Raw genomic sequence first — 21,602 nt, 5'->3', positions numbered from 1 at the left:
GGATGAGGCGCCACCTCTCCACATCATGAATCAAGTCAGAAAAGCCGATCCCAACAACAAGACCGTTGCGGAAAACCGCAAGGCGCGGTTTTCCTATGAGGTGCTCGACACGATCGAGACCGGCTTGGTGCTGACCGGCACCGAGGTCAAGTCGCTGCGCCAGGGCCAGGCCAACATCCAGGACAGCTATGCCTCGGTCGAAGGCGGCGAGATCTGGCTGATCAATTCCTACCTGCCGGAGTATCTGCAGGCCAACCGCTTCAACCACGAGCCGCGCCGGCGGCGCAAACTCCTGCTCAACAAGCGTGAGATGGCCAAGCTGGCACAGAGTGTCGACCGCGAAGGCATGACGCTGGTGCCACTGAAGATCTATTTCAACGATCAGGGCCGTGCCAAGCTGCTGCTCGCCGTCGGTCGCGGCAAGAAACTGCACGACAAGCGCGAAACCGAGAAGCAGCGCGACTGGTCGCGCGAGAAGGGCAGGCTCTTAAAAGAGCGGGGGTAGGTTGGGGCCATTCGTTTGAAGAGCCGGATCGTCCTTTGGGGCTTGGCCAGCCTGGTCCTGGTGTGTTTCATCGCTGCGGGCGGCTATCTTTATTTCAGGGCATTCTCGCCAGACCGCGGCAAATATCCGGTGAGAGGCATCGACGTCTCCCATCACCAGGGTCTGATCGACTGGCGCCGCGTTGCCGCCGACGATGTCGCCTTCGCCGTCATCAAGGCGACCGAAGGTGGCGATCATGTCGACGATGCCTTCTACACCAATCTGCGTGAGGCCCGCGCGGCCGGACTTGCGGTCGGCGCCTATCATTTCTTCACCTTCTGCCGGCCTGGTGCCGACCAGGCGAAGAATTTCATCTCGGTGGTGCCGCACGACCAGCCCTTGCTGCCGCCGGTCGTCGACATCGAGTTCGGCGGCAATTGCCCGCAGCGGCCAACACCCGAGCAACTGAGCGCAGAACTTGCCGCGTTCCTCGCTCCAGTCGAGGCCGCGTTCGGCAAGCCGGCGATTGTCTATCTGACCGACGAGGCTGAGCAGGCCTATGCCGGGCGCATCCCCGCCCGGCCGCTCTGGCTGCGCTCATTGCTGCTGCAGCCGGATCGCGGCGACTGGATCTACTGGCAGTACCACAACAAGGGACGCGTCGACGGCATCAACGGCGATGTCGACCTGAATGTGCTGCAGGGTGGACCGGCCGTGTTGGCCGCGCTGTCCGCGCCATCATCGGGATCGATCGCTCCGGAAGCCAAGTGATCTGGTAAAGCCAAGTGATCCCCGTGACCCCATCCAGGGACCTCGCTCGCCGGCGCTTCATGCCGCGGCCTGGGAAACCTGCGGCGCGAGCGTGACATTGGCATCGCCCCAGACCTTGAGCGCGGTGATCACCGGTTCCAGGCTTTTGCCGCGCGGCGTCAGGCTGTACTCCACCTTCGGCGGGACTTCAGGATAGATCTTGCGCGCAATCAGCCCATCGGCTTCCAGTTCGCGAAGCTGGTTGGTCAGCATGCGCTGCGTGCAGTTCGGAATGCGCCGGCGTATCTCGTTGAAGCGCAGCGTACCCTCGAACAGATGGTAGAGCACGACGCCTTTCCACTTCCCGTCGATGTAGCGGAGTGTGCCCTCCACGGTGCAGCCGGGGCTGCAATCGAATCGCTCATGGCGAATGCGCGGCATGACGGTATCCTTTTCGACACTATGTGCTTTATATGTGCATTCTTGCGCTTGCGGCACATAATCCGCATCTCTGCTCCGAACAATGCTCAACAGCAATCGCGGAGACCAAAAAATGCGCGCCGTCGGCTATCAAATCCCAGCCCCCATCACCGATGAGACCTCTCTGGTCGATATCGATTTGCCCAAGCCCGAGCCGAAAGGTCGTGACCTGCTGGTCGAGGTGAAGGCAATCTCGGTCAACCCGGTCGACACCAAGGTGCGGCAAAGCGCCAGACCCGAGGCCGGAGCATGGCGTGTGCTCGGCTGGGACGCTGCCGGCCGGGTCGTCGCGACCGGTCCGGACGGCAGCCTGTTCAAGGCGGGCGACGATGTCTTCTATTCCGGCGCCCTGGCACCGCAAGGCACCAATGCCGAATTCCACCTTGTCGATGAGCGCCTTGTCGGCCGCAAGCCCGGATCGCTCGGCTATGCGCAGGCAGCGGCGCTGCCGCTGACCGCGATCACCGCCTGGGAGGCTCTGTTCGACCGTCTCGATGTCAGGAAGCCTGTCGCGGGCGCGCCAAAGGCCATCCTGATCATTGGTGGCGCCGGCGGCGTCGGTTCGATCGCGGTGCAGTTAGCGCGCCAACTGACCGATCTGACGGTGATCGCCACCGCATCGCGGCCCGAGACGCGCGACTGGGCGCTTGGGCTCGGCGCTCATCACGTCGTCGATCATTCCAGGCCGCTCGCCGCCGAAGTCGCAGCCCTTGGCATCGGCGCACCAGCCTTTGTGTTCTCGACGACCAACACTGATCGGCATCTGGCCGAGATCGCCGAATTGATCGCGCCGCAAGGCCGTTTCGGACTGATCGACGATCCCAAATCGCTCGACATCAATCCGTTCAAGCGCAAGAGCGTCTCTGTGCATTGGGAGCTCATGTTCACCCGCTCGATGTTCGAGACGCAGGACATGGCCGCGCAGGGAGAGCACCTCAACGAATTGGCCCGGCTTGTCGACGCCGGGACCATCCGCACGACGCTGGGCGAGACCTTCGGTCCTATCAATGCCGCCAATCTGAAGCGCGCCCACGCGCTGATCGAGACCGGCAAGGCCAAGGGCAAGATCGTGCTTGAGGGGTTCTGAAGGGAGGCGCTATTTCTGCAGGAAGGCCGCGATCTCGCTGAAGACGCTGACGAACATCGCCTCGGTCAGCACACCTGTGTTGGTGTTGTAGCGCGAGCAATGATAGCTCGAAAACAGCGTGATGCCCCCGGCCGGCAGCTGCCCGCCATGCTTGAACGGATAGGCGGCGACGCGCCCACCCAGCGCACGCACCGTCGACTGGTGCGCGATCGATCCCAGCGCCAGCACGGCGCGCAGGTTGGGAAAGCGGGCGATCGTCGGCACCAGGAACGTCCGGCACGTGGCAATCTCGGCGCCGACAGGCTTGTTCTCAGGCGGAACGCAGCGCACCGCATTGGTGATCGCCGTGCCGACCAGCTCCAGGCCGTCATCCGGCCGCGCCTTGAACTCACCGCGCGCAAAACCGTGCGAAATCAACGTCGTGTACAGCAGGTCGCCGGCATAGTCGCCGGTGAAGGGGCGTCCGGTGCGGTTGGCGCCGCGCAGGCCGGGCGCCAGACCGACGATCAGAAGCCGGACGGCGTCGTCGCCATCGGGTGGCAAAAAAGTCGGCACCGGCGCGTTGAACCAGGATGGCTCGTGTTGCCGCCATTCGGCGATGAAATCATGCAGCCGCGGACAGAGCGGGCAGTCGCGGCCGGGTTCGGAGATGGAAAGGGCGGTCAACGCGACCGGCCTCAGTAGTCGTCCTCGTCGACTTCGGCCGGCTCGGGCCGGCGCATCGGCCGCTCGGACGGATCGCGACCGACCTCGTTCTTCAACGTGGTCAGGTCGATGAAATGGTCGGCCTGGCGGCGCAGATCGTCGCTGATCATTGGCGGCTGAGAGGCCATGGTCGAGACGATCGACACCTTGCGGCCGCGCCGCTGCAGCGCCTCGACCAGCGTGCGGAAATCGCCGTCGCCGGAAAAGATGACGTAATGGTCGACGACATCGGCGAGTTCCAGCGCATCGACAGTGAGTTCGATGTCCATATTGCCCTTGATCTTGCGGCGGCCGGTCGAGTCGGTGAATTCCTTGGCCGGCTTGGTGACCACCTTGAAGCCGTTGTAATCGAGCCAGTCGATCAGCGGACGGATCGAGGAGTATTCCTGATCCTCGACCAGCGCGGTGTAGTAGTAAGCGCGCAGCAGATAGCCGCGCTTCTGGAAGCTCGACAGGAGCTTGCGATAGTCGATGTCGAAGCCGAGGGCGCGCGACGTCGCGTAGAGATTGGCGCCGTCGATGAATAGGGCGATTTTTTCACGAGGGTCGAACATGGAAAATAGTCCTTTTCGAAATAATCGGCCGTCTAACGAAATGCGATAGCGACTATCGGTCAGGCTCATAATAAACCGGCTGACCTTCGCGCTATCCGAGATAACGCCAGTTTCACGGCAATCCAAGGGCGTGTTGGCGCACTGCAAGCAATTGTGATCGGGCGCCGAACCCATGGATGCAGCCTGATTTTGCCGATCGGGTGTTTAAATGAAGAGATTGGAGGCCCTGCGACCTCGCCATTGCCATGATGCTTGTATTTTAGCGGCGTTCGGGTTAAGGACCGCGCCTGATTTCCATCAAATCCATCGCATGAAAGGGGCAATCCATGGCCCGCGTAACCGTTGAAGATTGCATCGACAAGGTCGACAACCGCTTCGAGCTGGTGCTCCTTGCCGGCCACCGTGCCCGCCAGATCAGCCAGGGCGCGCCGATCACCGTGCCGCGTGACAACGACAAGAACCCGGTCGTGGCGCTGCGCGAAATCGCCGACGAGACGCTGTCGCCCGACGACCTCAAGGAAGACCTGATCCACTCGCTGCAGAAGCACGTCGAGGTCGACGAGCCCGAGGCGGAAGGCGAGGCGATTGCCGACCAGACCGGCGCCGCCGTCGCTGCCACCGACGCCGATGACGCCGAGGAGAACATCACCTTCGACCGGATGACCGAGGAAGATCTCCTGGCCGGCATCGAGGGCCTGGTGCCCCCGGAAAAGAGCGACGACTACTAAGCGAGCCTCCGTTCTGGAGGTCGCTGGAATAATCGTCCGGCACTTCCGTATCGGCAGTTTCGTGGCTATCTATGGCATGCGCCGTACAGCAGTGCGGCGCATGATTCATTTCACCGCTGCGAGATCCCGCCCATGATGCGTCAGTATGAGCTTGTCGAGCGCGTCCAGCGCTACAAGCCTGACGTCAACGAGGCATTGCTCAACAAGGCCTATGTCTATGCCATGCAGAAGCATGGCCACCAGAAGCGCGCTTCCGGCGATCCCTATTTCTCGCACCCGCTCGAAGTCGCCGCCATCCTCACCGAAATGCACATGGACGAGGCGACGATCGCGGTCGCCCTGCTGCACGACACCATCGAGGACACCACGGCGACCCGGGCCGAAATCGATGAGCTGTTCGGGCCCGAAATGGGCAAGCTGGTCGAGGGGCTGACCAAGCTCAAGAAGCTCGACCTCGTGTCGAAGAAGGCTGAGCAGGCGGAAAACCTGCGCAAGCTTCTGCTGGCGATTTCGGAGGATGTCCGCGTCCTTCTGGTCAAGCTTGCCGACCGTCTGCACAACATGCGCACCCTCGACCATATGCCGGAGGCCAAGCGCCTGCGCATCGCCGAGGAGACGATGGACATCTATGCGCCGCTGGCCGGGCGCATGGGCATGCAAGGCATGCGCGAGGAGCTGGAGGAGATCGCCTTCCGCTACATCAATCCCGAAGCCTATCGCGCCGTCACTGCCCGGCTCGCCGAGATCTTCGAGCGCAACAAGGATGTGCTGTCCGAAATCGAGAAGGCGCTGTCCGCGCTGTTCGAAAAGCACGCGATCAAGGCCAGCGTGAAAAGCCGTCAGAAGAAGCCCTGGTCGGTGTTCCGCAAGATGGAGGCCAAGGCCCTGTCCTTCGAGCAGCTGTCCGACATCTTCGGCTTCCGCGTCGTCGTCGATACGGTCGAGGATTGCTATCGCGCGCTCGGAGCCATCCACACCGCCTGGTCGATGGTGCCCGGCCGCTTCAAGGATTACATCTCGACGCCGAAGCAGAACGACTACCGATCGATCCACACCACCATCGTCGGGCCGTCGCGTCAGCGCGTCGAGCTGCAGATCCGAACCCGCGAGATGAACAAGATCGCTGAATACGGCGTCGCAGCGCATTCGATCTACAAGGACACTGGCGGCAAGACCAACGGCGCCGCCCATGCGATCTCGAAGGAGACCAACGCCTATGCCTGGCTGCGGCGCACCATCGAACAGCTTGCCGAGGGTGACAATCCGGAAGATTTTCTCGAAAACACCAAATTGGAACTGTTCCAGGACCAGGTGTTCTGCTTCACGCCGAAAGGCATGCTGATTGCACTGCCGCGAGGTGCTACGCCCATCGATTTCGCCTATGCGGTGCACACCGATGTCGGCGACACCTGCGTCGGCGCCAAGGTCAACGGCCGCATCATGCCGCTGATGACGGAACTGAAGAACGGCGACGAGGTCGAGATCATCCGCTCCAAGGCTCAGGTGCCGCCGGCGGCCTGGGAATCGGTCGTCGTCACCGGCAAGGCGCGCTCGGCCATCCGCCGCGCCACCAAGAATGCCATCCGCAAGCAGTATTCGGGTCTCGGCATTCGCATCCTCGAACGCGCCTTCGAGCGCGCCGGCAAGACCTTCACCAAGGAGAGCCTGAAGCAGGTGCTGCACCGGCTGGCGCGCAAGGATATCGAGGACGTGCTGGCCTCGGTCGGCCGTGGCGAGCTTGCCTCCACCGATGTCATGAAGGCGGTATTCCCCGACTACAAGGATGAGCGTGTAACCACCGCCGCGCCCAAGCAGCGCGAGGAGGGCTGGTCGAAAATCCGCAACGCCGCCGGCATGCTGTTCCAGATTCCGGGCCGCGCGGCGCGCAAGGACAAGGACCAGCCGCGCGATGGCGCCGTGCCGATCCGCGGTGTGCGTGGCGACCTGCCGGTACGTTTTGCGCCGGAGGGGGCGGTGCCTGGCGACCGCATCGTCGGCATCGTCCAGCCGGGCACCGGCATCACCATCTATCCGATCCAGTCGCCGGCGCTGCAGGCCTTCGACGACCAGCCCGAACGCTGGATCGATGTGCGCTGGGACATTGACGAGCGCACCAAGGAACGGTTTCCGGCGCGCGTCTCGGTCACCGCCATCAATGCGCCGGGTTCGCTCGCCGATATCGCCCAGGTCGTTGCGTCCAACGACGCCAACATCCACACGCTGTCGATGGTGCGCACCGCGCCCGACTTCACTGAAATGCTGATCGATCTCGAAGTCTGGGATCTGAAGCACCTCAACCGGCTGCTGTCGCAGCTCAAGGACAATTCGAGCGTCAGCGATGCAAGGCGCGTCAACGGCTGACACGACTGTGTGGGGACAGGCAGAAATGAACACCGAGGAAGTGCTGGGGATTTTCCGCGAGGCGGGTGCTGTTCTCGAAGGGCATTTCATTTTGACATCGGGCTTGAGAAGCCCGGTCTTCCTGCAGAAGGCGCGCGTGTTCATGCATGCCGACAAGACCGAGCGGTTGTGCAAGGCGCTGGCCGAAAAGATCCGCGCTGGCGTGCCGGGCAAGATCGACTACGTCGTCGGTCCGGCGATCGGCGGGCTGATCCCGGCCTACGAGACCTCGCGCCACCTCGGCGTGCCGGCGATCTGGGTCGAGCGGGAAGGGGGCGAGTTTCGCCTGCGCCGCTTCGAGATCGCCAGCGGCGCGCGGGTCGTCATCGTCGAGGATATCGTCACCACCGGCCTCTCGATCCGCGAGACCATCGAGTGCCTGCGCGAGCTCGGCGCCGACGTGGTTGCCGCCGCCTGCATCATCGACCGTTCGGCCGGCAAGACCCATGTCGGCGTGCCGCTGATCGCGCTCGCCGAATATGAGGTTCCCGCCTATCCGGCCGACCGGCTGCCGCCGGAACTTGCCGCCATACCGGCGGTCAAGCCCGGCAGCCGCAATATCTGACCCATGCGTGTCGCCCAAAAGTGTGCAGCGGTTTTGGGTTGACGACATGCATGAAAACAAATTGGCGATGATCGCAGGCATCGATCATTTCGTGCTGACGGTCGCTTCGCTGGACGTGACCTGCGCCTTTTATCAGCGCGTGCTGGATTTTGAACGCGTCGATGCACCCGGCCGGCCGACAGCGCTGGCTTTCGGCACCCAGAAGATCAATGTGCACGAGGTCGGCCGCACCTTCGAGCCGAAGGCGAAGGCGCCGACGCCCGGCTCAGGCGACTTCTGCCTGATCACCGACCGGCCGCTGGGCGAAGTCAGCACCCGTCTCGCGGCCAATGGCGTGGTGGTGGAACTCGGACCGGTCGAACGCGTCGGGGCTCGTGGTCCGATGATGTCGGTCTATTTCCGCGACCCGGACGGCAATCTGGTCGAGGTCAGCGAATATCTGCCGTAGCCGCCGCGCCTTTCGGCCATGCGACAATGCCGGTTCCTTAAATTCGCCGCGATTGTCCAATGTTCGATGCGAGGAATGCCATCCCGAAAGGGCGGCAGCAAGCGCACGCCGCGCAGGCGGCGTTGGTTGTTCTCCTGCCAGCGCGTCGCTATATCAACGTGGCGATTGCCATCGGGGGATCGTCAAGCGCAAGATAGTGCTGTTGCGCCCGGCTGAAAGTGCCGGCGCGGGAGCTGTGAAACGGGTATAGAGTGCTTTTTCGACGCCGCAAGCCTGATGGCCTTCTCGAGCGGGTGCGTACCTATTTGTGGCCGCGCCGATCGTTTTCGCGCTCGCTTCAGTATTTCTCCAAGCGCATCCTGCGGCTGAAGGCCACACCGCACGCCGTGGCGGCCGGCGTCGCCGCCGGCGTCTTCGCGTCGTTCTTTCCCGTGGGTTTTCATTTCGCCATTGCCGCCATCCTGTGCTGGGTGATTGCCGGCAATCTGGTTGCGGCCGCCCTTGCAGCGGTTTTCTTCGGTAACCCGCTGACCTTTCCGCTGCTGTGGGGCGCCTCCTGGGAAACCGGCAAGCTGATCCTGCATGACCGCCTGCCTGCGCATGGCCCGCCGGCGCATCTGGGCGAGATGTTGCACAAGCTTTCCTTCGCTCAATTGTGGAAGCCTGTGCTTGAGCCGATGCTGATCGGCGCGATCCCGCTCGGGCTGGTGTTCGGTCTCTTGTTCTATGGCGTCACGCGCTGGGGCATGAACGCTTTCCGTGAGCAACGGCGCAAGCGCCTCGCCGAGCGCGCAAGCCGGCATGGGCAATCGTCTCATCCGGGCGGAAGCATTGGTTCCGCCGCACGATGATCATCGGCATCGGCAGTGACCTGATCGACATCAGACGCATCGAAAAGTCGCTGGAGCGTCACGGCCAGCGCTTCATCCAGAGAATCTACACCGATCTCGAGCAGGCCCGCTCCGAGAACCGCCGGGCGCGAGCGGCATCCTACGCCAAGCGCTTCGCCGCCAAGGAAGCCTGCGCCAAGGCGCTGGGCACGGGTCTGGCGCAGGGCGTGTTCTGGCGCGACATGGGTGTCGTCAACCTGCCCAGCGGCGCGCCGACCATGGCGCTGACGGGAGGGGCACGGGCGCGGCTGGACAAAATCCTGCCTAAGGGCCATCGGGCGGCCATCCACCTCACCATCACCGATGATTTCCCGCTCGCTCAAGCCTTTGTGATCATCGAGGCGTTGCCCGTCGAAGAAGCGCCACATTGATTGCATCTGACGACCGGCACGACGTTGCCCAGCGCGCGCCGAGACTCTATACCATCCAACGCACAATCGAGGACGACATGAGCGTGGTTGATAAATCTGAGAAGAAATCCGGCGGCCTTGGCGAGACCGTCAGCGTCATCGTGCAGGCGCTTTTGCTCGCCCTGGTCATCCGCACGCTGTTGTTCCAGCCTTTTTCGATCCCGTCGGGATCGATGCGCCCGACGCTTCTGGAAGGCGACTATCTGTTCGTCACCAAATGGTCCTACGGCTATTCCCGTTACTCGCTGCCTTTCGGGCCCGACATCTTTTCGGGCCGCATCTGGGGCTCCGAGCCGAAGCGCGGCGACGTGGTGGTGTTCAAGTTCCCACCTGATCCGTCCGTCGACTACATCAAGCGCGTGGTCGGCCTGCCCGGCGACAAGATCCAGGTCAAGGACGGCCAGCTGTTCATCAACGACGTCGGCGTACCGCGCGTGAAAACCGGCCAGATCGACAATCCCGACATCACCGAAGAGCCTCGGCCGATCGACGTCTACCGGGAAACGCTGCCCAACGGCGTCAGCTATGACACGCTGGACATCTCGCCCAATTCGATCGGTGACAACACCCGTGAATGGAACGTGCCGCCCGGCCACTATTTCATGATGGGCGACAACCGTGACAATTCCTCGGACAGCCGCTTCACCGTCGGCTTCGTCCCGGCGGAAAATCTGGTTGGCCGCGCCAATCTTGTTTTCTTCTCGATCGCCGGCAAGGCGAGCCCGCTCGAAATCTGGAAATGGCCGTCGCTGATGCGCGCTTCGCGCCTGTTCCACTTCGTCAATTGATGGCTTTGAAGCGCCCGACAGGCGAAACACTGGCCGGTTTGGTGAAGGCCAAGACCGGCCATGTCTTCAAGGATCTCCGCTTGCTCGAGACCGCATTGACGCACTCCAGTGCGGTCAAGGCGGCCAGCAACAATCAGCGTCTTGAATTCCTTGGCGATCGCGTGCTTGGGCTTATCGTCGCCGATATGCTTTTCGAAAAATTTCCCGACGCGCCGGAAGGTGAAATCGCGCCACGTTTCAATGCGCTGGTCGACGCGAAAACATGCTCCGAGATCGGCATCGAAATGCAGCTGGAAGATCTGGTTCGGGCCGACGCTGCCTTAAAGACGCGGTCGCGTGGCTCGGGCGGCAACTATCTGGCGGATGCGGTCGAAGCCCTGATCGCGGCGGTTTATGTTGACGGTGGCATCGACGCCGCGCGGCGCTTCGTCCTGCGCTACTGGGAGCCGCGCTCGCGCACGGTTGTGGCAAAGCCGCTCAATCCGAAATCCGATTTGCAGGAATGGATTGCCAAGACCAGCGATGCGCGCCCCGAATATGTGATCGAAAAGCGCGAAGGGCCCGACCACCAGCCGGTCTTCACGGTGTCCTTGCAAGTCAGCGGCTTTGCGCCTTCCACCGGCACCGGCGGCTCCCGCAGGGCAGCGGAAGAAGCGGCGGCTTCGGCATTTCTGTTGCGTGAAGGCGTCTGGGCCAGCCCATCGACCCAAAAATCGGAGCCGTTTTTTGGAAAGCACGATGCGTAGAGTCAAAGTTTTAGAGCGTCCTTTGTGCGTGCGCTCTGGAGCAATTCCGGGAAAAGTGTATAGCGCTTTCCCTTAGGGAATTGCGTCAAAACAAGGAGATAGAGCGGTTCGGCGTTTCCGTGAAACGATGAACCGCTCTGATGAAGGGAGCGCGGCATGACCGCCACCGAAGACACTTCTCCGGCAACGGAGGTCGCCGCCACGCACTCCGGCTTTGTCGCGCTGATCGGCGCGCCCAATGCGGGCAAGTCGACGCTGGTCAACCAGCTGGTCGGCGCCAAGGTGTCGATCGTCACCCACAAGGTGCAGACGACCCGAGCCATCGTGCGCGGCATCGCCACGCATGACAATGCGCAGATCGTCTTTGTCGACACGCCCGGCATCTTCAAACCCAAGCGGCGGCTCGACACGGCAATGGTGACCACCGCCTGGGGCGGGGCCAAGGATGCCGATATCGTGCTGCTTTTGATCGACGCCGAGCGCGGCATCCGCGGCGACGCCGATGCCATTCTCGAACGGCTGAAGGATGTCCGCCAGCCGATGGTGCTGATCCTCAACAAGGTTGACCGGGTCAAGCACGAGGCGCTGCTGGCCTTGTCGGCGGCAGCGAATGAGAGAGTGCCGTTCAAGCGCACCTTCATGGTCTCGGCGCTGACCGGTTCCGGCTGCAAGGACGTGCTCGATTATCTGGCTGAAGCCTTGCCGGCCGGCCCCTGGTATTATCCGGAAGACCAGATCTCTGACCTGCCGATGCGCCAGCTGGCGGCCGAGATCACCCGCGAAAAGCTTTATCTGCGGCTGCATCAGGAACTGCCCTATTCCTCGCATATCGAGACCGAGAAATGGGAGGAAAAGCCGGATGGCTCGGTGCGCATCGACCAGACCATCTATGTCGAGCGCGACAGCCAGAAGAAGATCGTGCTCGGCCACAAGGGCGAAACCATCCGCGCCATCGGGCAGGCGGCGCGCATGGAGATCGCTGGCATCCTCGAACAGAAGGTGCACCTGTTCCTGTTCGTCAAGGTGCGCGAGAACTGGGGGGACGACCCCGAGCGCTATCGCGAAATGGGGCTCGAATTCCCGCGCTAATCCCGGGGATCGATGAAGTGCTTGCCGACCATGCGCGGATGACGTGATGTCGCCCTGTTGGCGGGCTTTGGCCGCTCACCGAGCGCTGGCAATACGCATCCGCGCCGCCGACAAAAGGCGCGGCGCCCGTCTTAGGACACCGCGCTCATTGCGCGCCTAGGAGGCGCCAGCCACGGCAAGCTGCGTCCTTGGCCGGCGAACGAAGCTTTCGGTACCGTAGTAGGCGACGATGGCGACGGCGATGATCGCCCAGATGGCCACGCCGATCCACTGCTGCTGCACATAGTCGCCGCCGGTGAACACCTTGCCGAGGAAGCGCACGCTGTTCTGGTGCGTTACGTGCATGATGAAGGCGAGCAGCACGCTGCCGGTGTTCTGATAGAGCCAGGTGAACACGATTCCCGCCAGCACGACATTGATCGTGCTGTAGAGGCTGAGGTCGCCGACCAGGCCGAGCGGTAAGTGCCAGACAGCCCAGATCACGCCGAGGATCAGGCTGCCGGTCAGTGCTGAATGGCTGGCGAGCAGACGTGGCGTTGCGAAGCCGCGCCAGCCAGGCTCTTCCCCGAGTGGGCCGCTGAAGACTGCGTATAGCGCTATGATCGGCAGCATCTCGGAGAGGGCCGGAATATTGCTCCAGGCCGGTGCTGCCGCGCCGAACAGCGGATTGATCACGATCGAGATCAACTGTGCTCCGAAGGGCAGGCCGAATGCCACCAGGTACCAGAACGGGTGAACCCGCCATTTCACCATCGAGGCGAGGATGGCCTTGACCGAACCCCAGCCGCCGGACAGGGCCGCGACGGAGAAGCCGGCGACCATCGGACCGAAGGTGAACCAGGGAATCCTGTCGCCACTCGACAGCCAGAAGGGAATGAACGCCAGCCAGGTCAGGCCAAGCGCAAGCGAAAAGAAGGCGGTCAGCTGGTGCCTTCGCACCAGGCTCGGAACGGAAGTCATGTCTGGTCCTCTCGGCGGGCAGGTTGGTCACGAGAGGTCGCCGGGCTGCCCGATCGGTCGACATGCATCTGGAGACGAGCCAGCCGAATTGTTCGGCAGGTCCGTACCGACCGCGCTGGCCGACCCGTTCTTATTGGCGAAGGCGCGGCCAAAAATCCCGAGCGGTTTCTGAAAGATTTCCGATATTTCCGCCGGACAGACATCGCTCGGCTGTCTTGTCGCTACAGGACGAGTCGCCTCGATTGGCGCGCGACCAACTCACATGGAATCGTCTTGATCGGTTGGCTGCCGTCATAATCAGCGGCGCGACAGCGCTCCGGCAGGTTCGATCGCCTCGGCAAAAGCAAAACTGGCCGGGCAGGCGTCGCCCTGCATTTCGGCTCAGCGCCAGAGCGCAAGTGGCGGACGGATGCCATCGAATGGTCGGGGGTTGAAGAAATATCCAGCCAGTTTTCACCGAAAATAGGCGCATATTTCGCGAGCAGGCGGCAATTGTAGAAATTTGATGCCTCAAAGAGATAATTAGCCGCGAAATTATCTGAAAGTATATTGAATATATGACGTTGTGCCAATTGTGCTAACTGGAAATACGGTAAGTGTTATTTGTGCAACACAGCATTAATCTGTTGATGGAAACGGGATTATTTCCGGAATCGTCATTGAAGGCAGAAGCTCGATGGGTATGTTCGCCGCGGAAAAGGGCGAGCGGTGCGCGCCTTTTTCGTTGTGGGGGTGAGGCGGGAAAACATTGCCGCCAGCCACAAATCCGAAGCCATTTAAAACTATGACTGGAGAGTCAGAAAATGAACATCAAGAGCCTCCTTCTCGGCTCAGCCGCGGCACTGATCGCGGTCAGTGGCGCGCGCGCGGCTGACGCTGTCGTCGTCGCCGAACCGGAACCGGCCGAATACGTCAAGATCTGCGACGTCTACGGCGCCGGCTACTTCTACATCCCGGGCACCGAAACCTGCCTGCGCATCGGCGGCTATGTCCGTTATGACATCGGCGTCGGCGATGCCGGCACGTTCGATGGCGTCAACCACGTTCCGGACCACCAGAGCGCCGGCGACACGCACTCGACCTACTACAAGAACACCCGCTTCACCCTGAAGACCTGGACCGGTCAGGAGACCGAGCTCGGTACCCTCAAGACCTACACCGAGACCCGCTTCAACTACGGCAACAGCAGCGGCGACTATCTCAACCAGGCCGCCTCCAATGCGGACGACTGGCAAGGCCGCAACAAGTCTACCTCGCTGCGTTTCGCTTGGATTCAGCTCGGCGGCCTGCGCGTCGGCAAGGACGATACGGCTTTCGATACGTTCATCGGCTATGCCGGCAACGTCATCCAGGATACGCTGGTTCCGTATGGCGGGCAGGAGAGCAACGTCGTTCAGTACTACTTCGATGCAGGCAACGGCCTCACGGGATTGGTCTCTCTCGAAGAAGGCGCCGGCAAAGGCACCATCGACAGCTATGTTCCGCATGTCGTCGGCGGCTTGAAGTACAAGGGCGACTGGGGTGCGATCACTGGCGTCGTCGCCTATGACAGCAATTACGAGGAAGTGGCCGGCAAGGTTCGTTTGGACGTGAATGTCACCAAGGAACTGTCGCTGTTCATCATCGGCGGTTACGGCACGGACGACAACCTCAACGATCCGACCAACGCTATCAACGCTAAAGGTCGCGGCTTCTACAAGCAGTGGGGCGGCAACTGGGCAGTCTGGGGCGGTGGCACCTACAAGTTCAACGACAAGACCGCGTTCAACGCCCAGATCTCCTATGACGACTGGAAGAACCTTGGCGTCGCCGCCAACCTTGCCTACACCGTTGTGCCCGGCTTTACGGTCACGGCCGAAGTCGATTACCTGAATGCTGGAAAGTTCGACGACGCCGACTTCAGCAACTGGACCAAGGCCAACAAGAAGAGCAGCGTCGGCGGCATTCTCCGCTTCCAGCGCTCGTTCTAACGGATCGATTGATCTCACCAGCCACCCGCAGCGTTATCGCTGCGGGCGGTTTTTTGTGCACTGTGCTGTACCGATCTGTCAGTTGAGCCAAACTCCATACCTTGATTTCGCCATCCAACCGGTGAAAAGCTCTAGAAATGGAATGGCGAGACGAGGGAATCATTCTCGGCACCCGCAAGCATGGCGAAACCAGCGCCATTCTCGAGGTGATGACACGCGCGCATGGCCGTCATCTCGGCCTCGTGCGTGGCGGTCGTTCGCGCAAGCAGCAGCCCGTCCTCCAGCCCGGAAATCGCGTCGACCTGTTGTGGCGGGCGCGGCTCGACGAGCATCTCGGCACGTTCCAGGCCGAGGCGATCGAGATGAACGCCGCCCGGCTCATGGACAGCGCGGTGGCCGTCTATGGGCTGCAGACCATGGCCGCGCATCTGCGTCTGTTGCCCGAGCGCGACTCTCATGAAGGTCTCTACGAAACGCTTGCCGTGATGATCGTCCATCTCGACGATGCCGACGCTGCCGGCGAACTGGTGGCGCGCTTCGAGCTTCTGGTGCTGGACGAACTCGGCTTTGGCCTCGATCTCAGTCAATGCGCCGCCACCGGCACGCGGCAGGACCTGGCCTATGTCTCACCCAAATCCGGACGCGCAGTATCGCGCGAAGCAGGCTTGCCATGGCGCGACAAGATGCTGGCGCTGCCGGCCTTCCTGCAGCGCGGCTCAGGCCAGCGCGGCGATCCGGCGGCGGTCGACGACGCCTTCCGGCTGACCGGCTTCTTCTTCACCCGCCACGTCTATGAGCCCCGCGGCATCGAGCCGCCCGACGCTCGCGCCGGCTTCCTTGCCGCACTGCGCAAACACCACGCGCGCAGCAAGACCATAGCCGGAGAGAACGCAGCATGAGCGAGGTCGAATTGTATCCGGGCTGGGTCTCACCGCTCGGCCTCGGCACGATTCCGCATGCCGACATCCTCGAATACACCGGCCTGGACCTGCTGCAGCGTATCATCGACGGCAAGTATCCGGCGCCGCCGATCTCCTTCCAGCTCAACTTCGCGCTGACCGAAGTGTCGGAAGGACGTGCGGTGTTCCGAGGCGTGCCCAACGAGCGCCACCTCAACCCGCTGGGCAGCGTGCATGGCGGCTGGGCGGCGACGCTGCTCGATTCGGCATTGGGTTGCGCCGTGCAGACGCTGCTCGAAAAGGGTGAGGCCTATACGACCGCGGAGTTCAAGGTGAATTTGACGCGGCCCATCACACCGAAGACCGGCGAGGTGATCTGCGAGGGTAAGGTCGTCCACAAGGGGCGTACGCTCGCGGTGTCGGAAGCGACGCTGAAGGATGCCGGCGGCAAGCTGCTGGCTTTTGGCACCGAAACATGCTCGATCTTTCCCGCGGCCAATCTGGCGGCGCGTTGACTTTCAGGCCGTTTGGCCGCCGCATTTGAATGTCAGTGAGACTGAACGTCAGTGAAAACTGGCCTGGTTTGGGGGAACCGCCATGTTTGAAAGCCTGATCGGCCTTGTCGCCATCATCGCCTTGTTCGTCATCATTTCGCGCCAGCAGAACCGCATCGGCCTGATCGAGCGCGAGCTTGGCGCGCTGCGCAGCTTTGTCCTTTCGGGCGCTGTGCCGCCTGCGGCCAAGCCGTCCGAGCAGGCGGCGGCCGACAGCGCGCCGCCCGCCGATGTGGCTCCGGCCGTTGCGGCCGCGGCCGATATCGTCTTGCCGGCGGTGAGCGAGGCGGTCGCTGCGCAGGCTCCGGTGACGGAGGCAGAAATCCCGACCGGCGAGGCCGTGCCCGGGCCATGGGCGCCAAGTGATGCGGCGCCGAAGGCAACAGAACGTGCCGAGCCCGCTGCGGCAGCGAAAGCCGCCAGCCAGTCAGATGTCGAAACGGCACTCGGCACCCGCTGGGCGGTCTGGGTCGGCGGCCTCGCGCTGGCGCTGGGTGGCCTGTTCCTGATCCGCTACACCATCGAGGCCGGCATTTTCGGCCCCGGCGTGCGGCTGACCATGGCCGCTGTTCTCGGCCTGGTGCTGGTCGCTGGCGGCGAGTTCATCCGCCGCACCGGCTTCAAGGTGCCGGTGCAAGGCGTTGCCGGCGCCTATATTCCAGCGATCCTGACAGCGGCCGGTGCCTTCATCCTGTTCGGCACCGTCTATGCCGCCCATGGCATTTACGGCTTCATCGGCCCGGCGCTCGCCTTCACGCTGCTCGGCGCCATCGGCGTGGCGACCATTACGGCAGCCCTGGTCCATGGCCAGGCGCTAGCCGGCATTGGCCTCGTCGGCGCCATGGTGACGCCGATGCTGGTTGCCTCGCAGGCGCCCAATCCCTGGGCTTTGTTCGGCTATCTCGCAATCGTGCTTGCCGCCACCGGCGTCATCGCCCGCATGCGCGACTGGACGTTGCTGATGGCGGCCGCCTTTTTCGGCACCGGTGTCTGGACCATCCTCTACATGACCGATGCGCCGGGCGCGAACCTCTCCACCATCCTGTTCATCGACGCCGTCACGCTGGCCGTGCTTGCGTTTGTCTGGCTCGGCCGTCGTGGCGGCGAGGCCGGACCGGCCAGGGCTTTCGACTGGCCGTCCATCGTGCCTGGCCTGTTCGTCGCATTCTCGGCGCTCGGCCTGTCGGTCGACCCGGTCTTCGCCGCCGCCGGCGATGCCTTGCCGGGCGCCGTGCTGATCGCCGCCATGGTGGCCGTCGCGCTCTATCGCCCACTGGCGCTGCCGCTCCTCTATGCCGCAGGATTGGTGACGGTGATGATCTATCTCGGCATCATCCCGCCGACCTCGATCGCCTCCGACTTTTCGGCCGGTGCTCTGGGCGTCGATGGCTTGCCCGTGGCCATGTCAAACGCGCTGACATTGCGCATCGGCATCGCGCTTGGCCTGGTCTTCATAGGCGCCGGCTTCTGGGCCGCCCGCAGGTTCGCCGCCGCGACACAGATCCGCGCGGCCTCGTGGGCGGCGTGGGGCGTCATCGTGCCGCTGGTCGTCCTGCTGGCGCTCTGGTTCACCTTCGGCAATCTCGACCGCGACTTTGTCTACGCCGCCGTCGCGGCACTGCTGGTCGTGGTTTTCGCTGCCGGCGGCGAGTGGATCGCACGCAGCGAAGAGCCGCCTCTCAAGGGCGGCGTGGCGGTGTCGTTTGCCCTGGGCGGTGCGGCCGTCGCCGGCCTCCTGATGCTGCATATGGCGTTCAATTCCGACTGGACCACCATCCTGCTCGGCGCGGCGACGATCGTGCCGGCGCTGGCGACACGCTGGCGCTCCTATCCTGTGCTCGGCTGGATTTCAGTTGGCGCGGTGATCGCCGTGCTTGGCCGCGTCGCCTTCGATCCGACCATCGTCGGTGCCGAGTTCCTGTCGACGACGCCTGTGTTCAACTGGCTGCTGCCGGGCTACGGCGTGCCGGCGCTCGCCTTCGGTTTCGCCGCCTGGCAGCTTGCCCGCACCACCAACGGCCGCCCACGCCTCGCCATGGAAGCGGCGGCGGCACTGTTTGCGCTGCTCACGCTCGCCATGCTGGTGCGCCATGCCATGCATGGCGGCGTCATCGACACGGGTGCGATGACGCTCGCTGAACAGGCGATCTACACGCTGATCGCCATCGGCGCCGGCGCCATCCTGGTCGCCATCGACATGCGCTCGCCAAGCTCGGTGTTGCGCTATGGCTCGATGGCGGCGGGCGTGGTTTCGGTGGCTTTCATCGTCATTCGGCATTTCGTGGTGCTGAACCCGCTGTTCACCGACGAATCGACAGGCCAGATCCCGGTCTTCAACCTGTTGTTCCTTGCCTATCTCCTGCCGGCCATCGCTGCCGGCGGGCTGGCCCTATATGCAAGGGACAAGCGACCGAAATGGTATGCGCAGATGCTGGCGCTGGTGGCGGCCGTGCTTGCCTTCGCCTACGCCACTCTGTCGGTGAGGCGTCTGTTCAAGGGCGAGTTCATTGGCCTGTGGAGCGGTCTCGGCCAGCTGGAAACCTACACCTACTCGGCACTCTGGCTGGTCATCGGTGTGGTCCTGCTCACAGCCGGCGTCTGGCTGAAATCGCAGGTGCTTCGCATTGCCTCGGCCGTGCTGATCTCGGTCGCCGTGCTGAAGGTCTTTGTCTTCGACATGTCGGAGCTGGAAGGCGTGTTGCGGGCGTTGTCCTTCATCGGCCTTGGCGCCGTGCTGATCGGCATCGGCCTGTTCTACCAGCGGCTTTTGACGCGGGCGGCAAAAGGGACATGAAGATGCTCCTTGAACCAATATACAAGATGGAATATCTGCATATCACTTAGGAGATATTCAGATGCCGCTCTATATCCGTGACGACGAAGTAGATGCGCTGGCCGCCAAATTGCAGCGCGAGACGAACGCTCCGAGCAAGACGGAGGCGGTTAGGACCGCACTTGTGCATGAACTTGAGCGCAATCGCGCCAAGGTGCCGCTGCTCGACCGGCTGGCGAGGCTGCAGGCGGAGGCGACCAAGATAGGGCTGCCAAATCCCGACTTCGACATGAAGAAGTTCACCGACGAGATGTGGGAAGACTGATGTTTGTCGATGCGTCGGTGATCGTCGCCATTCTCAACCGGGAACCGGGTTGGGAGGAATTGATCAAGCGGCTTTCCGGTTTTTCCGGCCGGTCCTACGTTTCTCCATTGGTGCGTTTTGAAGCGACACAGGCGCTGGCGCGCGCAGCCTCCGGCTCCCGCAAACCGACGGCTGAGGCCCTCCTCAAGGCTCGCGATCTGGTCGATCAATTCACCTTGGAAATTGGCGGAGAAAATGTGGTGATCGGCGAAGAGATCGGTCTCCACGCCATCAATGCCAGCGCTCGCTATGGCAAGGCCATTGGGCATCAAGCCGATCTGAATTTCGGTGACTGTTTCGCTTATGCTTGTGCGAAGACCCTCAATGTTCCGCTGCTCTACAAGGGCAGCGATTTCTTGCTGACGGATTTAGGATAATTCGGCTTCTCCCCTGATTGGTGGGAATAAAACGGCCGGTCATCTCGTTATCTCATTGCTTGGGTGACCGGGGCGGCGGACCGCTTCGCGCTGGCCGCTTGCGCCGCGCCGAGAAGGCGCGTTCAATATCGGATCAACAAGGGCGACCCAGAACCAGCGGTCATGCACGAAAAGAAGGCAGCAATCCTTGGCGAAATACCGCGACTGCGCCGCTACGCACGCTCGCTTTTGCGCGACCGCGATGCTGCCGACGATCTCGTTCAGGATTGCCTAGAGCGGGCGCTTGTCCGGCTCGACAACTGGCAGACGGGAGAAAGCCCCAGGAGGTGGCTGTTTACGATCATGCATCATTTGTTCATCGACCAGATGCGCAAGGTGAACCGTCGCGGCGAGGCGACGATGCTTCCGCTGGAAGCCGGCGAGGCGGTGGCCCAGCCGGCCGAGCAAATGGAGAGCATCGCTTCGCGCGAGATCATCGACGCATTGCAGGCGATCAGCCCCGACCGCCGTGCGGCTCTTGTGATGGTCGCCATCGAAGGGTTTTCCTATGCCGAAGCCGCCAACATTCTGGGGGTCCCTGCAGGCACGCTGATGTCGCGCATTGCGCGCGGGCGTGAGGAATTGCGCGGGCTGCTGGACGACACGGCGCGCCGTCGCGCAATAAGGATCGTCGAGAAATGATCCGCCGCGACTTCTCCGAACGTGACATCCACATGGCGATCGATGGCGAACTGCCGGCAGACGAGCGCGCCGCCTATGATGCCTGGCTCGACGCCAATCCCGAGATGAAGGCCAGGAGCGCCCGTTTCACCGCCGATCGGACGGCATTGCGCGCCGCCTTCGCCAGCGTGCTGGACGAAACCGTCCCCGTGCGGTTGCGCAAGGTCGTGTTCGGCGAGACGCCGGTCAAGGCTGCGGCGTCACGCTCGCGCTGGTGGCTTGCCGCCGCGGCGGCCATGCTTGTGGTCGCCGGCGGGCTTGGCGGCTACCTTGCCGGCATCGACGGCGTCGGACAGGAGAATCCGGCCGAAGATCGGCTGGCCGAACAGGCTATCGCGGCCCATGTCGTCTTCGCCGCCGAAAAGCGGCATGCGGTCGAGGTGCCGGCCAGCGACAAGGATCATCTGCAGACCTGGCTTTCCAACCGGGTCGGGCTGAAGCTGGTCGCGCCCGACCTGACGGCAAACGGCTTCCAACTGGTCGGTGGCCGGTTGCTGCCGGCCGGAGAAAGCAAGGCCGCGATGCTGCTCTACGAGGACGACAAGGGCGAGCGCATATCTCTGTTTGTCACCGCGCAATCGGCGCAGAATGCGAAGGGAACCTATGCGTCGGCGCAAGACGGTCCCCAGGCCGTCTACTGGCTGGACAAGGGCTATGGCTGTGCCGTCGTCGGTTCGCTGCCACGCGAGCAATTGGCAGTCGTGGCAAAGAGCGCCTATGGCCAGCTTATGGCTGGCCTGGCCAGTTGAAAAGGCGCCGCTTTGATGGCGACGCCAATCCATGAATAGTGATCCTGTTCAAAGCGTTTTGCATCGCCAGGCTGCTGCCGAATCTGTCACAATTCGGCCCTATTCGAGGTGC

Annotated in this window: 24 protein-coding genes; 20 read left to right on the top strand and 4 right to left on the bottom strand. The window is 62.7% G+C overall.

Annotated features, from left to right (window positions below):
- The first annotated feature begins 25 nt into the window (after nucleotides 1-25).
- Nucleotides 26-505, top strand: coding sequence for an SsrA-binding protein SmpB (smpB, locus tag AC1DZU_RS19530; protein WP_013896388.1), 480 nt, complete (start codon nucleotides 26-28; stop codon nucleotides 503-505).
- A gap of 15 nt (nucleotides 506-520) precedes the next feature.
- A complete protein-coding gene (locus tag AC1DZU_RS19525; protein WP_477287406.1) occupies nucleotides 521-1,255 on the top strand; it encodes a glycoside hydrolase family 25 protein in 735 nt (244 codons plus the stop codon).
- Between the two features lie 57 nt (nucleotides 1,256-1,312).
- Here the strand turns inward: AC1DZU_RS19525 and AC1DZU_RS19520 are convergent, their stop codons facing one another.
- The gene (locus AC1DZU_RS19520) at nucleotides 1,313-1,675 is read right to left on the bottom strand and encodes a winged helix-turn-helix transcriptional regulator (protein WP_477287404.1); all 363 of its coding nucleotides are present in this window, start codon (nucleotides 1,673-1,675) and stop codon (nucleotides 1,313-1,315) included.
- 112 nt (nucleotides 1,676-1,787) lie between these two features.
- Between AC1DZU_RS19520 and AC1DZU_RS19515 the strand changes: the two genes are divergently transcribed.
- Complete coding sequence (locus AC1DZU_RS19515; protein ID WP_477287402.1) at nucleotides 1,788-2,801, top strand: zinc-binding alcohol dehydrogenase family protein; 1,014 nt, start codon at nucleotides 1,788-1,790, stop codon at nucleotides 2,799-2,801.
- A gap of 9 nt (nucleotides 2,802-2,810) precedes the next feature.
- Here AC1DZU_RS19515 and AC1DZU_RS19510 read toward each other — a convergent pair whose 3' ends face one another.
- Both AC1DZU_RS19510 and AC1DZU_RS19505 read right to left on the bottom strand, forming a co-directional pair.
- Nucleotides 2,811-3,467 (bottom strand): uracil-DNA glycosylase, encoded by a 657-nt coding sequence (locus AC1DZU_RS19510; RefSeq protein WP_477287400.1) that lies wholly within the window; start codon nucleotides 3,465-3,467, stop codon nucleotides 2,811-2,813.
- An 11-nt stretch (nucleotides 3,468-3,478) separates the two neighbouring features.
- Nucleotides 3,479-4,060: a LabA-like NYN domain-containing protein gene (locus tag AC1DZU_RS19505; protein ID WP_095086599.1), complete on the bottom strand. Its 582-nt coding sequence runs from the start codon at nucleotides 4,058-4,060 to the stop codon at nucleotides 3,479-3,481.
- A 326-nt stretch (nucleotides 4,061-4,386) separates the two neighbouring features.
- On the opposite strand from AC1DZU_RS19505, the gene rpoZ reads away from it, so the two are divergent.
- The 9 genes from rpoZ to era all read left to right on the top strand — a co-directional run bounded on the left by rpoZ (nucleotide 4,387) and on the right by era (nucleotide 12,124).
- Complete coding sequence (gene rpoZ / locus AC1DZU_RS19500; RefSeq protein ID WP_477287398.1) at nucleotides 4,387-4,788, top strand: DNA-directed RNA polymerase subunit omega; 402 nt, start codon at nucleotides 4,387-4,389, stop codon at nucleotides 4,786-4,788.
- 132 nt (nucleotides 4,789-4,920) lie between these two features.
- Nucleotides 4,921-7,149, top strand: coding sequence for a RelA/SpoT family protein (locus AC1DZU_RS19495; protein ID WP_095086593.1), 2,229 nt, complete (start codon nucleotides 4,921-4,923; stop codon nucleotides 7,147-7,149).
- Nucleotides 7,150-7,174: 25 nt separating this feature from the next.
- Complete coding sequence (gene pyrE / locus AC1DZU_RS19490; RefSeq protein WP_477287396.1) at nucleotides 7,175-7,753, top strand: orotate phosphoribosyltransferase; 579 nt, start codon at nucleotides 7,175-7,177, stop codon at nucleotides 7,751-7,753.
- A 46-nt stretch (nucleotides 7,754-7,799) separates the two neighbouring features.
- The gene (locus tag AC1DZU_RS19485; protein ID WP_477287394.1) at nucleotides 7,800-8,201 is read left to right on the top strand and encodes a VOC family protein; all 402 of its coding nucleotides are present in this window, start codon (nucleotides 7,800-7,802) and stop codon (nucleotides 8,199-8,201) included.
- A gap of 251 nt (nucleotides 8,202-8,452) precedes the next feature.
- On the top strand, nucleotides 8,453-9,052 hold the full coding sequence (locus tag AC1DZU_RS19480; RefSeq protein WP_095086584.1) for a DUF2062 domain-containing protein: 600 nt from the start codon (nucleotides 8,453-8,455) through the stop codon (nucleotides 9,050-9,052).
- Nucleotides 9,049-9,462 carry a holo-ACP synthase gene (gene acpS / locus AC1DZU_RS19475; RefSeq protein WP_184871218.1) on the top strand — a complete coding sequence of 138 codons (414 nt, stop codon included), beginning with the start codon at nucleotides 9,049-9,051 and terminating at the stop codon, nucleotides 9,460-9,462. Before AC1DZU_RS19480 ends, acpS begins: the two co-directional genes overlap by 4 nt.
- 77 nt (nucleotides 9,463-9,539) lie before the next feature.
- Nucleotides 9,540-10,289 carry a signal peptidase I gene (lepB, locus tag AC1DZU_RS19470; protein WP_477287391.1) on the top strand — a complete coding sequence of 250 codons (750 nt, stop codon included), beginning with the start codon at nucleotides 9,540-9,542 and terminating at the stop codon, nucleotides 10,287-10,289.
- On the top strand, nucleotides 10,289-11,035 hold the full coding sequence (gene rnc, locus AC1DZU_RS19465; RefSeq protein WP_477287389.1) for a ribonuclease III: 747 nt from the start codon (nucleotides 10,289-10,291) through the stop codon (nucleotides 11,033-11,035). Before lepB ends, rnc begins: the two co-directional genes overlap by 1 nt.
- A 156-nt stretch (nucleotides 11,036-11,191) precedes the next feature.
- Nucleotides 11,192-12,124 (top strand): GTPase Era, encoded by a 933-nt coding sequence (era, locus tag AC1DZU_RS19460; RefSeq protein WP_477287388.1) that lies wholly within the window; start codon nucleotides 11,192-11,194, stop codon nucleotides 12,122-12,124.
- A gap of 156 nt (nucleotides 12,125-12,280) precedes the next feature.
- Here the strand turns inward: era and AC1DZU_RS19455 are convergent, their stop codons facing one another.
- Nucleotides 12,281-13,084, bottom strand: a complete 804-nt coding sequence (locus AC1DZU_RS19455; protein WP_477287386.1) for a CPBP family intramembrane glutamic endopeptidase — start codon at nucleotides 13,082-13,084, stop codon at nucleotides 12,281-12,283.
- Nucleotides 13,085-13,887: 803 nt separating this feature from the next.
- Between AC1DZU_RS19455 and AC1DZU_RS19450 the strand changes: the two genes are divergently transcribed.
- From AC1DZU_RS19450 to AC1DZU_RS19415, 8 genes are all read left to right on the top strand, one after another.
- Nucleotides 13,888-15,054, top strand: a complete 1,167-nt coding sequence (locus AC1DZU_RS19450) for a porin (RefSeq protein ID WP_477287384.1) — start codon at nucleotides 13,888-13,890, stop codon at nucleotides 15,052-15,054.
- 137 nt (nucleotides 15,055-15,191) lie between these two features.
- Nucleotides 15,192-15,953, top strand: a complete 762-nt coding sequence (recO, locus tag AC1DZU_RS19445; protein ID WP_477287382.1) for a DNA repair protein RecO — start codon at nucleotides 15,192-15,194, stop codon at nucleotides 15,951-15,953.
- Nucleotides 15,950-16,468: a PaaI family thioesterase gene (locus tag AC1DZU_RS19440; protein WP_477287380.1), complete on the top strand. Its 519-nt coding sequence runs from the start codon at nucleotides 15,950-15,952 to the stop codon at nucleotides 16,466-16,468. The genes recO and AC1DZU_RS19440 overlap by 4 nt, the downstream gene beginning before the upstream one ends.
- An 82-nt stretch (nucleotides 16,469-16,550) precedes the next feature.
- Nucleotides 16,551-19,301 carry a DUF2339 domain-containing protein gene (locus AC1DZU_RS19435; RefSeq protein ID WP_477287378.1) on the top strand — a complete coding sequence of 917 codons (2,751 nt, stop codon included), beginning with the start codon at nucleotides 16,551-16,553 and terminating at the stop codon, nucleotides 19,299-19,301.
- A gap of 61 nt (nucleotides 19,302-19,362) precedes the next feature.
- Entirely contained in the window at nucleotides 19,363-19,605 is a 243-nt protein-coding gene (locus AC1DZU_RS19430) for a type II toxin-antitoxin system VapB family antitoxin (RefSeq protein WP_184871209.1), read from the top strand.
- On the top strand, nucleotides 19,605-20,021 hold the full coding sequence (locus AC1DZU_RS19425; protein ID WP_477287376.1) for a type II toxin-antitoxin system VapC family toxin: 417 nt from the start codon (nucleotides 19,605-19,607) through the stop codon (nucleotides 20,019-20,021). Before AC1DZU_RS19430 ends, AC1DZU_RS19425 begins: the two co-directional genes overlap by 1 nt.
- Before the next feature lie 162 nt (nucleotides 20,022-20,183).
- On the top strand, nucleotides 20,184-20,702 hold the full coding sequence (locus AC1DZU_RS19420; protein WP_184871207.1) for an RNA polymerase sigma factor: 519 nt from the start codon (nucleotides 20,184-20,186) through the stop codon (nucleotides 20,700-20,702).
- The gene (locus AC1DZU_RS19415; protein WP_477287373.1) at nucleotides 20,699-21,490 is read left to right on the top strand and encodes an anti-sigma factor family protein; all 792 of its coding nucleotides are present in this window, start codon (nucleotides 20,699-20,701) and stop codon (nucleotides 21,488-21,490) included. Before AC1DZU_RS19420 ends, AC1DZU_RS19415 begins: the two co-directional genes overlap by 4 nt.
- Nucleotides 21,491-21,602 lie beyond the last annotated feature (112 nt).

The organism is Mesorhizobium sp. P2_A12, from assembly GCF_056405075.1.
The sequence above is the reverse complement of the archived record's forward strand: the minus strand, read 5'-3'. Positions and strand labels throughout refer to the sequence as shown.

Bases quoted from the DNA above. Each gene is read 5' to 3' on its own strand.
- AC1DZU_RS19450 (WP_477287384.1), top strand. From the start codon at position 13,888: ATGAACATCAAGAGCCTCCTTCTCGGCTCAGCCGCGGCACTGATCGCG.
- era (WP_477287388.1), top strand. From the start codon at position 11,192: ATGACCGCCACCGAAGACACTTCTCCGGCAACGGAGGTCGCCGCCACG.
- rpoZ (WP_477287398.1), top strand. From the start codon at position 4,387: ATGGCCCGCGTAACCGTTGAAGATTGCATCGACAAGGTCGACAACCGC.
- AC1DZU_RS19440 (WP_477287380.1), top strand. From the start codon at position 15,950: ATGAGCGAGGTCGAATTGTATCCGGGCTGGGTCTCACCGCTCGGCCTC.
- AC1DZU_RS19415 (WP_477287373.1), top strand. From the start codon at position 20,699: ATGATCCGCCGCGACTTCTCCGAACGTGACATCCACATGGCGATCGAT.
- rnc (WP_477287389.1), top strand. From the start codon at position 10,289: ATGGCTTTGAAGCGCCCGACAGGCGAAACACTGGCCGGTTTGGTGAAG.
- AC1DZU_RS19430 (WP_184871209.1), top strand. From the start codon at position 19,363: ATGCCGCTCTATATCCGTGACGACGAAGTAGATGCGCTGGCCGCCAAA.
- AC1DZU_RS19515 (WP_477287402.1), top strand. From the start codon at position 1,788: ATGCGCGCCGTCGGCTATCAAATCCCAGCCCCCATCACCGATGAGACC.
- AC1DZU_RS19420 (WP_184871207.1), top strand. From the start codon at position 20,184: ATGCACGAAAAGAAGGCAGCAATCCTTGGCGAAATACCGCGACTGCGC.
- smpB (WP_013896388.1), top strand. From the start codon at position 26: ATGAATCAAGTCAGAAAAGCCGATCCCAACAACAAGACCGTTGCGGAA.
- AC1DZU_RS19495 (WP_095086593.1), top strand. From the start codon at position 4,921: ATGATGCGTCAGTATGAGCTTGTCGAGCGCGTCCAGCGCTACAAGCCT.
- acpS (WP_184871218.1), top strand. From the start codon at position 9,049: ATGATCATCGGCATCGGCAGTGACCTGATCGACATCAGACGCATCGAA.
- pyrE (WP_477287396.1), top strand. From the start codon at position 7,175: ATGAACACCGAGGAAGTGCTGGGGATTTTCCGCGAGGCGGGTGCTGTT.
- lepB (WP_477287391.1), top strand. From the start codon at position 9,540: ATGAGCGTGGTTGATAAATCTGAGAAGAAATCCGGCGGCCTTGGCGAG.
- AC1DZU_RS19425 (WP_477287376.1), top strand. From the start codon at position 19,605: ATGTTTGTCGATGCGTCGGTGATCGTCGCCATTCTCAACCGGGAACCG.
- recO (WP_477287382.1), top strand. From the start codon at position 15,192: ATGGAATGGCGAGACGAGGGAATCATTCTCGGCACCCGCAAGCATGGC.
- AC1DZU_RS19505 (WP_095086599.1), bottom strand. From the start codon at position 4,060: ATGTTCGACCCTCGTGAAAAAATCGCCCTATTCATCGACGGCGCCAAT.
- AC1DZU_RS19435 (WP_477287378.1), top strand. From the start codon at position 16,551: ATGTTTGAAAGCCTGATCGGCCTTGTCGCCATCATCGCCTTGTTCGTC.
- AC1DZU_RS19485 (WP_477287394.1), top strand. From the start codon at position 7,800: ATGCATGAAAACAAATTGGCGATGATCGCAGGCATCGATCATTTCGTG.
- AC1DZU_RS19520 (WP_477287404.1), bottom strand. From the start codon at position 1,675: ATGCCGCGCATTCGCCATGAGCGATTCGATTGCAGCCCCGGCTGCACC.
- AC1DZU_RS19455 (WP_477287386.1), bottom strand. From the start codon at position 13,084: ATGACTTCCGTTCCGAGCCTGGTGCGAAGGCACCAGCTGACCGCCTTC.